This is a genomic window from Chromobacterium amazonense (assembly GCF_001855565.1).
GTDB lineage: Bacteria > Pseudomonadota > Gammaproteobacteria > Burkholderiales > Chromobacteriaceae > Chromobacterium > Chromobacterium amazonense.
The window spans coordinates 111,653-122,429 of sequence record NZ_MKCR01000012.1 but is presented as its reverse complement, the minus strand read 5'-3'; the positions used below and the strand labels follow the sequence as shown (position 1 = coordinate 122,429).

7 protein-coding genes, 2 tRNA genes and 2 rRNA genes are annotated in these 10,777 nt (G+C 55.9%); 1 reads left to right on the top strand and 10 read right to left on the bottom strand.

Going from position 1 to position 10,777, the window contains the following annotated elements; genetic code table 11:
• The 4 genes from BI343_RS08005 to BI343_RS07990 all read right to left on the bottom strand — a co-directional run.
• Positions 1-2,288, bottom strand: a 23S ribosomal RNA gene (locus BI343_RS08005); the annotation flags it as partial.
• 250 nt (positions 2,289-2,538) lie between these two features.
• Positions 2,539-2,614: transfer RNA gene (locus tag BI343_RS08000), tRNA-Ala, on the bottom strand.
• An 86-nt stretch (positions 2,615-2,700) separates the two neighbouring features.
• Positions 2,701-2,777, bottom strand: a tRNA-Ile gene (locus BI343_RS07995).
• Between the two features lie 181 nt (positions 2,778-2,958).
• A 16S ribosomal RNA gene (locus BI343_RS07990) occupies positions 2,959-4,496 on the bottom strand.
• A gap of 399 nt (positions 4,497-4,895) precedes the next feature.
• Here BI343_RS07990 and BI343_RS07985 point away from each other — a divergent pair.
• Positions 4,896-5,531, top strand: a complete 636-nt coding sequence (locus tag BI343_RS07985) for a pyrimidine 5'-nucleotidase (RefSeq protein WP_071109303.1) — start codon at positions 4,896-4,898, stop codon at positions 5,529-5,531.
• 61 nt (positions 5,532-5,592) lie between these two features.
• Here BI343_RS07985 and BI343_RS07980 read toward each other — a convergent pair whose 3' ends face one another.
• The 6 genes from BI343_RS07980 to BI343_RS07960 form a co-directional block, all read right to left on the bottom strand.
• Positions 5,593-6,657: an ABC transporter substrate-binding protein gene (locus tag BI343_RS07980; RefSeq protein WP_071109302.1), complete on the bottom strand. Its 1,065-nt coding sequence runs from the start codon at positions 6,655-6,657 to the stop codon at positions 5,593-5,595.
• 111 nt (positions 6,658-6,768) lie between these two features.
• Positions 6,769-7,563 carry an ABC transporter permease gene (locus BI343_RS07975; RefSeq protein WP_071109301.1) on the bottom strand — a complete coding sequence of 265 codons (795 nt, stop codon included), beginning with the start codon at positions 7,561-7,563 and terminating at the stop codon, positions 6,769-6,771.
• Positions 7,556-8,449, bottom strand: a complete 894-nt coding sequence (locus tag BI343_RS07970; RefSeq protein ID WP_071109300.1) for an ABC transporter permease — start codon at positions 8,447-8,449, stop codon at positions 7,556-7,558. The genes BI343_RS07975 and BI343_RS07970 overlap by 8 nt, the downstream gene beginning before the upstream one ends.
• Before the next feature lie 3 nt (positions 8,450-8,452).
• Positions 8,453-9,538 (bottom strand): ABC transporter ATP-binding protein, encoded by a 1,086-nt coding sequence (locus BI343_RS07965; RefSeq protein ID WP_071109299.1) that lies wholly within the window; start codon positions 9,536-9,538, stop codon positions 8,453-8,455.
• Between the two features lie 171 nt (positions 9,539-9,709).
• Positions 9,710-10,039, bottom strand: coding sequence for a hypothetical protein (locus BI343_RS19585; protein WP_139165677.1), 330 nt, complete (start codon positions 10,037-10,039; stop codon positions 9,710-9,712).
• An 18-nt stretch (positions 10,040-10,057) separates the two neighbouring features.
• Positions 10,058-10,675 carry an OmpW/AlkL family protein gene (locus BI343_RS07960; protein ID WP_071109298.1) on the bottom strand — a complete coding sequence of 206 codons (618 nt, stop codon included), beginning with the start codon at positions 10,673-10,675 and terminating at the stop codon, positions 10,058-10,060.
• Positions 10,676-10,777 lie beyond the last annotated feature (102 nt).

Sequence of the window (10,777 nt, the reverse complement as noted above, 5' to 3'; positions counted from 1 at the left end):
AGGTTAGAACCTCAAAGGGGTCAGGGTGGTATTTCAAGGTCGGCTCCACCAGAACTAGCGTCCTGGCTTCTTAGCCTCCCACCTATCCTACACAAACCACTTCAAAGTCCAATGCAAAGCTACAGTAAAGGTTCACGGGGGTCTTTCCGTCTAGCAGCGGGGGAGATTGCATCTTCACAACACTTCAACTTCGCTGAGTCCTCAGGAGGAGACAGTGTGGCCATCGTTACGCCATTCGTGCGGGTCGGAACTTACCCGACAAGGAATTTCGCTACCTTAGGACCGTTATAGTTACGGCCGCCGTTTACCGGGGCTTCGATCAAGAGCTTGCACCCCATCACTTAACCTTCCGGCACCGGGCAGGCGTCACACCGTATACGTCCACTTTCGTGTTGGCACAGTGCTGTGTTTTGTTAAACAGTCGCAGCCACCGATTCTCTGCGACCTCTCAAAGCTTCGAACGCGAAGTCCTACACTCTAAGAGGCATACCTTCTCCCGAAGTTACGGTATCAATTTGCCGAGTTCCTTCTCCTGAGTTCTCTCAAGCGCCTTAGAATTCTCATCCTGCCCACCTGTGTCGGTTTGCGGTACGGTTCTTGTGTAGCTGAAGCTTAGTGGCTTTTCCTGGAAGCGTGGTATCAGTCACTTCAGGTCCGTAGACCCTCGTCATCACGTCTCGGCCTTAAGGGGCGGCGGATTTGCCTACCACCCCCAGCCTACCGGCTTAAACAGACTATTCCAACAGTCTGATGACCTAACCTTCTCCGTCCCCACATCGCACTACACAAAAGTACGGGAATTTTAACCCGTTTCCCATCGACTACGCTTTTCAGCCTCGCCTTAGGGGCCGACTCACCCTACGCCGATGAACGTTGCGTAGGAAACCTTGGGCTTTCGGCGAGCGGGCTTTTCACCCGCTTTATCGCTACTCATGTCAGCATTCGCACTTCTGATATCTCCAGCATCCCTTACGAGACACCTTCACAGACCTACAGAACGCTCCCCTACCACGCATCGGCTTCCCTTAGCCTGCTTGTTTCCCTCATGGCCTGGCGACCATTGGGGTGGGCTTTGTCATCGCTTCGCGATGACAAGCTTGCAACAAGCTAAGGTGAAGCCGACGCATCCGCAGCTTCGGTTATCAGTTTGAGCCCCGTTACATCTTCCGCGCAGGACGACTCGACCAGTGAGCTATTACGCTTTCTTTAAATGATGGCTGCTTCTAAGCCAACATCCTGGCTGTCTAGGCCTTCCCACTTCGTTTACCACTTAACTGATCATTTGGGACCTTAGCTGGCGGTCTGGGTTGTTTCCCTCTTGACGATGGACGTTAGCACCCACCGTCTGTCTCCCATGCTCGCACTTTCCGGTATTCAGAGTTTGCCATGGTTTGGTAAATCGCAATGACCCCCTAGCCATAACAGTGCTTTACCCCCGGAAGTGATACATGAGGCACTACCTAAATAGTTTTCGGGGAGAACCAGCTATCTCCGAGTTTGTTTAGCCTTTCACCCCTATCCACAGCTCATCCCCTAGTTTTGCAACACTAGTGGGTTCGGACCTCCAGTGCGTGTTACCGCACCTTCATCCTGGCCATGGATAGATCACTCGGTTTCGGGTCTACGCCCAGCAACTAAAGCGCCCTATTCGGACTCGGTTTCCCTACGCCTCCCCTATTCGGTTAAGCTCGCTACTGAACGTAAGTCGCTGACCCATTATACAAAAGGTACGCAGTCACGGAACACGTCCGCTCCCACTGTTTGTATGCATCCGGTTTCAGGTTCTATTTCACTCCCCTCCCGGGGTTCTTTTCGCCTTTCCCTCACGGTACTGGTTCACTATCGGTCGATCACGAGTATTTAGCCTTGGAGGATGGTCCCCCCATCTTCAGACAGGATTTCGCGTGTCCCGCCCTACTTCTCGTATGCTTAGTACCAAGAATGCGTTTTCGTGTACGGGGCTATCACCCACTATGGCGGTCCTTTCCATAACCTTCCACTAACGCAATCTCTATCACATACAGGCTGTTCCGCGTTCGCTCGCCACTACTTACGGAATCTCGGTTGATTTCTTTTCCTTCAGCTACTTAGATGTTTCAGTTCGCTGAGTTCGCCTCCTCAGACCTATGTATTCAGTCTGGGATGACCCCTAAGGGCCGGGTTTCCCCATTCGGATATCGCGGGATCAAAGCTCTATTGCCAGCTCCCCCGCGCTTTTCGCAGGCTTACACGTCCTTCATCGCCTGTGATCGCCAAGGCATCCACCAGATGCACTTAGTCGCTTGACCCTATCATTTCAGTAACCTAGATCACTAAAACAACAAGTGTGTTTGTGCGACGACTGCACCGCCCCTTTTGAGTTGGCGACGCAGCCTTAGATACAATCAAATACCCAAGATGACGATTTGTCCGCGTAAAGAGTTAACTCTACGCTTTCATTTCGCCGTCTTATATATTCGGCTTCTTCAGTTTGTTAAAGATCGGGCGTTTTACAACGCAAACAGAATCAAACTTCTCAATTCGATTTTGTTTGCGGTGTGGTGGAGGATGACGGGATCGAACCGACGACCCCCTGCTTGCAAAGCAGGTGCTCTCCCAACTGAGCTAATCCCCCTCTTTTTGGGTGATGCTGCGTTGCTCAGTCGCTCATGTGCATAAGCACATGTCGCTCCCTCGCGCCTTGCCTGACCCAAAAAATACTGGTGGGTCTGGTAGGACTCGAACCTACGACCCCTGCGTTATCAACACAGTGCTCTAACCAGCTGAGCTACAAACCCAGTAGTCGCTTCATACCACATCCTTTTCGATCAAAATCAAGCAGATCCAGGCGAAAGCTGACGACGTGTACATCCAGTACACGAGGAGGCTTTCAACGCAGAGCTGCGCAGATTTTCATCGAAAATGCCCTTAACTTGAATAACCGATAGGCTGTAAGTACTTGACGATCGCCTTCTCTAGAAAGGAGGTGATCCAGCCGCAGGTTCCCCTACGGCTACCTTGTTACGACTTCACCCCAGTCATGAATCCCACCGTGGTAAGCGGCCTCCTTGCGGTTAGCCTACCCACTTCTGGTGAAACTCACTCCCATGGTGTGACGGGCGGTGTGTACAAGACCCGGGAACGTATTCACCGCAGCATGCTGATCTGCGATTACTAGCGATTCCGACTTCACGCACTCGAGTTGCAGAGTGCGATCCGGACTACGATCGGTTTTATGAGATTGGCTCCACCTCGCGGCTTCGCGACCCTCTGTACCGACCATTGTATGACGTGTGAAGCCCTGCTCATAAGGGCCATGAGGACTTGACGTCATCCCCACCTTCCTCCGGTTTGTCACCGGCAGTCTCATTAGAGTGCCCAACTTAATGATGGCAACTAATGACAAGGGTTGCGCTCGTTGCGGGACTTAACCCAACATCTCACGACACGAGCTGACGACAGCCATGCAGCACCTGTGTTACGGCTCCCTTTCGGGCACCAAGATATCTCTACCAAGTTCCGTACATGTCAAGAGCAGGTAAGGTTTTTCGCGTTGCATCGAATTAATCCACATCATCCACCGCTTGTGCGGGTCCCCGTCAATTCCTTTGAGTTTTAACCTTGCGGCCGTACTCCCCAGGCGGTCAACTTCACGCGTTAGCTACGCTACCAAGGATTCAAACCCCCAACAGCTAGTTGACATCGTTTAGGGCGTGGACTACCAGGGTATCTAATCCTGTTTGCTCCCCACGCTTTCGTGCATGAGCGTCAGTGTCATCCCAGGGGGCTGCCTTCGCCATCGGTATTCCTCCGCATCTCTACGCATTTCACTGCTACACGCGGAATTCTACCCCCCTCTGACGCACTCTAGTCGTGCAGTCTCCAATGCCGTTCCCAGGTTGAGCCCGGGGCTTTCACATCAGACTTGCACAACCGCCTGCGCACGCTTTACGCCCAGTAATTCCGATTAACGCTTGCACCCTACGTATTACCGCGGCTGCTGGCACGTAGTTAGCCGGTGCTTATTCTTCCGGTACTGTCATCCCCGCCAGGTATTAACCAGCGGGATTTCCTCCCGAACAAAAGTCCTTTACAACCCGAAGGCCTTCTTCAGACACGCGGCATGGCTGGATCAGGCTTGCGCCCATTGTCCAAAATTCCCCACTGCTGCCTCCCGTAGGAGTCTGGGCCGTGTCTCAGTCCCAGTGTGGCGGATCATCCTCTCAGACCCGCTACTGATCGTCGCCTTGGTGAGCTCTTACCTCACCAACTAGCTAATCAGACATCGGCTGCTCGTATAACGCGAGGCCTTTCGGTCCCCCGCTTTCCCCCTCAGGGCGTATGCGGTATTAATCCGGCTTTCGCCGAGCTATCCCCCATTACACGGTACATTCCGATGCATTACTCACCCGTTCGCCACTCGCCACCAGGAGCAAGCTCCCGTGCTGCCGTTCGACTTGCATGTGTAAAGCATGCCGCCAGCGTTCAATCTGAGCCAGGATCAAACTCTTCAGTTCAATCTCATAGCAAATTTTCTGGCACGCAAGTTCAAAGAAATAACTGGTATTTCCTATCTCTTGCAGTGCAAGTTTTTGGCTTTCGCCAAGCACTTACACCTATCGGTTATTCGTTCTGTTAAAGAGCTGTGCTGGTCGCTGCGACCGCCGCCTGAACCTGTTTCGTTCGGCTTGTTTCGTTCGCTGCGTCAGCTGAGTGAGGCGAACTATACGCCCGCCCCCGAACCTCGTCAACACCTTTTGCGAGAAAAATTGAAAGATTTTCGACAAAAGACAGCAAGTGACTGATATGTAACAAAACTATAATCTGAAGATGGGGGTGACAGGCTTGCACTGGCTGTTATTCCGCTACGCGTGGATAATCTGCATCCCCTCCAACTTTCTGCATGCAGTCCAAACGTGAGCCACAAAACCTGGATTTTCGACCTAGACGACACCCTGCATCACGCCAGCGGCGGCATCTTCGACCACATCAACAAGCTGATGACTGAATACATGATGCGTCACCTCGGCGTGGGCGAAGAGGAAGCGTGCGCGCTGCGCTCGCGTTATTGGGCGCAGTACGGCGCCACCATGCACGGCCTGACCACGCATCACGGCATTGACCCGCAGCAATTCTTGATAGATACCCACCCGGTGGAGGTGCTGGCTCAGTGGCTGCAGTTTGAAGACCGCCTGGCGGAAAACCTGACCGCCCTGCCCGGCCGCAAGATCATTCTGTCGAATGGGCCGCAACACTATGTGGAAGGCATCCTGCAGCGGATGAAGATTCAGCATCACTTTGCATCCATCTATGGCGTGGATCAGCTGAACTATGTGCCCAAACCGCACCTCGGCGCGTTTCAGACGGTACTGGCGCGCGAGGGGCTGAACCCGGCGCATTGCATCATGGTGGAAGATTCGCTACCGAATCTGCTGACGGCCAAGGAGCTGGGCATGACGACGATCTGGGTCAGCCATGAACCGCGCAAGCCGGCCCATGTCGACCACCGCATCGAGAAGATCAGCCAGCTGCTGCGGCTGCATCTGAATTGAAGATATCTATATAAAGAAAAAGCCAGCCCCGATGAGCTGGCTTTTTTATATCCGCTTCCGCTTACTTCAGCTTGATCTCGGACCACACCTTGTTCAGTTCGCGGCGATCCTTGGAATTCAGATCGTGCAGCTGCTGCAGACGCGGCAGGTCGGTCGCGGTCGGGAAGATCGCCGGGATTTTGGTCAGCTCGGTCTTGACGAACTTGCCGGCGGCGACGTTCGGGTTGCCGTTGCCCATTTCATTGGTCAGACCCGCGGCGTTCTTGCCGTCCAGCATGAAGTTGATGAACTTGTAGGCCAGGTCCTTGCGCGGGGCATCTTTCAGCACCACGAAATTATCCAGCGACAAGGTGTTGCCTTCCTTCTGCAGGCTGAAGTTCAGCGCGAAGTTGCGCTTGGCCTTCTTGGCATCCTGCTGAGCCTGGAACATATCGTTGGAGTAGCCGAAAGCGACATAGATATTGCCGACGGTCAGCTCCTTGATATAGGACTGGTTGTTGAAGGCAGCCCAGTACGGCTTGGCTTTCAGGATCACGTCGCGGGCGGCTTTCCAGTCGGCCGGATTGGTGGAATTGGCCGGCTTGCCCAGGTACATCAGCGCGGCGGCGATCAGTTCGCGCTGCGAATCCAGCACGGTGATCTTGCCTTTGATCTTGGAAAGCAGCGTCGGATCGAAGATCAGCGCCCAAGTATTGACCTTATCCTGCAAGCCGAGCTGCTTCAGCTTGGTCTCGTTGTAGCCGATCAGCGTGGTGGTGAAGGCGTACGGCGCGGAGTACTTGTTGCCCTGATCGAAGAAGCTGTTCAGGTAACCCGGGTTCAGGTTCTTGAAGTTGGGCAACTGCGCCTTGTCCAGCGGCTGCGCCTTGCCCTGCTTGATCAGCGCGTCAACAGCGAAGCCGGTCGGCACCACGATGTCGTAGCCCTTGGCGCCGGCGGCCAGCTTGGCCAGCAGCTCTTCGTTGTCGCCGTAGTAGTCCTGCACCAGCTTGCACTTGCAGTAGGCCTCGAAGTTCTTGGCCGCGGTTTCGGACAGATAGTTGTTCCAGTTGTACAGATGCAGCTCATCGGCGGCAAATGCTTGGGTCGACGCTGCCAGCGCCAGCATTGCGAGAATCTTCTTCATATTGTTTCCTTTGTATGGCACAACATTGGTACTGCGAACATCAGGCGGCGCCTGCTCGGCGCCGCCCAGATCCGACAGGAACGAAGCGCGGACAGCGCCCCGCCCGATTCTTCAGCTATTGGCGCGCAGAGCGCTGGGCGACACTCTGGTCGCGATGACGATCAAAGCCAATGTCAGCAGCATCAGCAAGCTCGATACCGCGTTGACTTCCGGCGTGACCGCGATCTTGATCATCGAGTAGATCTCCAGCGGCAGCATGCTGGCGCCAGCGCCGGCGGTGAAGAAGGTGATCACGAAATCGTCGATGGACAAGGTAAACGCCATCAGCGCGCCGGCGATGATGCCCGGCTTGATCACCGGCAGCGTGATCAAACGGAAAGCCTGAAACGGCGTGGCACCCAGGTCGCGCGCCGCTTCCACCAGGCTGTCGTCCATGCCTTGCATCCGCGCCCGCACCACGATGGCGACGAAGCCGATGCAGAACGCGATGTGCGACAGCAGGATGGTGATGAAGCCCAGCTCCAGGATGCCGATCAGCTGGTTGACGATGACGAAGAAGATCACCAGCGACACGCCCATCAGCAATTCGGGGATCGCGATCGGCGTCAGCACCAGGAAGGGCAGCAGCTTGAGCTTGTAGCGATGCAGCGCGATGCCGGCCAGCGTGCCCAGAATGGTGGCGAAAAAGCTGGCGAGAATGCCGATGACCAGCGAGTTGGCGGCGGCGGTCAGCATCTTCTCGTTATGGAACAGCTTGTCGTACCACTTGAGCGTGAAGCCCACCCATTCGGCGTTCAGACGCGAATCGTTGAACGAGTACAGCACCACGATGATCAGCGGCAGGTACAGGAACAGATAGGTCAGGATGGCCGAAGCCCACAGCCACTTCGATTGTTTCTTAGCCACGCGCCTTCCCCTTTCTGGCCACCACGGCCCCCAGCACGGCGATCAGCAATACGCCGCCGGTCAGCATGATCGACAGCACCGAGCCAAACGGCCAGTCGCGGGTGTCGAGAATCTGCTGCTTGATCAGGTTGCCTATCATGATGGACTCGGTGCCGCCCAGGATGTCCGGAATCGCAAACATGCCCAGCGCCGGAATGAACACCAGCGCCGAACCGGCGAATACGCCGGGCAGGCTCAACGGCCAGGTCACGCGCCAGAAGCGCTGCCAGGCGTTGGCGCCCAGATCCTGCGCCGCGTCCAGCAGCGCCATATCGTGTTTTTCCAGATTGGCGTACAGCGGCAGCACCATGAAGGGCAGATGCACGTACACCAGGCCGACGATCACGGCAAAGGAAGTGAACAGCAAGCGCACCGGCTCAAAGCCCAGCGCCACCAATACCGTGTTCAGCGCCTTGGTGAAAGCCGACTGCGGCCCCAGGATGATCATCCAGGCGTAGATGCGGATCAGGAAGTTGGACCAGAACGGCAGGATCACCAAGAGCAGCAGCAGGTCGCGGTACTTCTTGCCGGAGCGGGCGATCAGCCAGGCCAGCGGATAAGCCATCACCAGGCACACCACCGTGGTGATGGCGGCATAACCGGCCGACTTGATGAACAGCTCGACGTACAGCGGCTCTTCCACCAGCCTATGGAAGTTGTCCAATGTCAGCTGCCACACACGGTGGCCATCTTCGATCAGGTACAGCGGCGCCAGGCCGCCGTAATCGCCGGGCTGGCGGAACGCCGCCACCAGCATGATCAGCGACGGGATCAGGAAAAACAATACCAAGTACAGCAAGGGGGGCCAGGACAGCGCCCACTTGCCGAATCGATCACGCGTGGCCATGGCTTACTCCGTCAGGAAGCTGCCGGCGTCGAAGCGCCAGGCGATTTCGACGACATCGCCGTCATCGAAGAACTTGGCGATGCCAGGGATGTTGTTGGCCTGCATCGCCTCCACCCGCACACCGTCGGCCACCTCCACCACATAGAGGGTGACGTCGCCCAGGTACAGGCAATCGTGAACGCGGCCCTTGAAATGGACTTCGTCCGGCGATGCGGCCAGTTCCTTGTCCAGCCTCACTTTTTCCGGCCGCAGCGCCAGCCAGCCCATCTGGCCTTCCTTCACGCCCGGCACCGCCTGGCATTTCACATCGCCGCAACCCTTGATGGCGACGGTCATCGCGTCGCCATGCAGCGCCTTGACTGTGCCGTCCAGCACATTGCACTGGCCGAGGAAATCGGCGACGAAACGGTTCTTCGGATAGCTGTACAGCTTCTCCGGCACGTCCAGCTGCTCCACCTTGCCGTGGCTCATCACCGCGATGCGGTGGCTCAAGGCCAGTGCCTCGCCCTGATCGTGGGTGACGTAGACGAAAGTAATGCCGACTTCCTTCTGCAGATTGATCAGCTCAATCTGCATTTCCTCACGCAGCTTGGCGTCCAGCGCCGACAGCGGCTCATCCAGCAGCAACAGCCGCGGACGGTCCACCAGGGCGCGGGCGATGGCCACGCGTTGGCGCTGGCCGCCGGACATTTCGTGCGGGTAGCGGTTGCCGAACTGGCTCAGGCGCACGTCGGCCAGCAGCTTGTCCACCTGCGATTCGATCTTGGCCTTGTCCCACTTGGCCATTTTCAACGGAAAGGCGATGTTCTCGCGCACCGTCATATGGGGGAACAGCGCATAGCTCTGGAACACCGTGTGCACCGGGCGCTTCTCCGGCACGACCTGCGACATGTCCTGGCCATCCAGCAGGATCTGGCCGTCGTCCGGCTGTTCGAAACCGGCCAGCATGCGCAGCAAAGTGGTCTTGCCGCAGCCAGAGGGTCCAAGCAGGGTGAAGAATTCGCCCGCCTCTACCGACAGGCTGACATCGTTGACTGCCGTGTAGTCGCCGAAGCGCTTGACCACGTTTTTGATTTCAAGGAGAGCCATGAATCTTCCCCACCACGAAAAAAGGGCGCCATTTTAACAAAAATCTCCCCGCCGGGGCGGGAGAAATCCCCAGTAAATTCAAGACCTCAGCGCATTTCCCCACCTTGGCGAACCGACATGACAAGCCAATGGGATAAGTTGCTCTTTTCAATGAAAAAAAACTGGTAAAGATTATCCGTAACCGCGATGAATCCGTTGAAAAATCATCGCGCTGGATTGATGTTTTTTGACAACAATTTTGTCCAAAGCCGCCCTCGAAGCGACCGCATCCGGATGAAGTCTAACCAGTGTCGAGCCAAATGTCGCAAGGATCTCCAGCTTTTCGCCAGATATCGCCTCCAGCCCCTCATAGCGAGGGACAGCGTGCGAATCAGAAAATTCACCAGGGGAACGAATGACAGCGGGTGGCGCCTTGCAGCTAAGCGCCAGATGGCAAAAGAATGAAAAATGGCGAAGATCGCCGCTTGCAAAACAAAAAGGACGCCTCCCGGCGTCCTTCATCGTCCCGACTACTATCTATCAGAACTTGGTGCCGATACCGATACCGAACACCCACGGATCAACATGCAGGGTACCCAACTTGGCGCCGCCCAGTTGATCAGCGCTTACGTCCGTTTTCACCCACAGCTTCTTCACGTCCACATTGAAGAACCAGTTCTTGTTGATGGCGATATCCGCGCCCGCTTGCAGCGCCGGGCCGAAGCTATTCTTATCCACACTCAGATTGGTCACGCCTGCGACGCTGAGACCGGAGTTGTAGAAGTTGGTGTAGTTCAAGCCTGCGCCGACATACGGACGGAAGGTGGCCTCCGGCGCGAAGTGGTATTGCAGAGTCAGCGTCGGCGGCAATACAGATACTTTACCAACATCACCAAACTTATTAGTTGTGATCTTGTGGCGCGAGGTGCCCAGGATCAGCTCCGCACCGATGTTGTTGGTGATCATGTAAGTGAAGTCCAGCTCGGGAACCGTAGCATTCTTGGCATCGACACTCAACCCGGGCACTGCACCCGAATTGTCCCAACTAGTAGCCGGATCAACATTGATCACGCGGAAGCGGGCCAGGATGTCGCCCTGAGCGGCAAATGCGCTGGCGGAAAGCATGCCGATCATGGCGGCAAATGCGAGCTTCTTCATTTTATCTTCTCCAATGGTCAAGAAAATCAGGCCTGACGCTGGCCGCCTTTGCCAGTAAAATAGCCAGTCAACCGAGCGCGACGTCCGAAGCTAGATTATCCA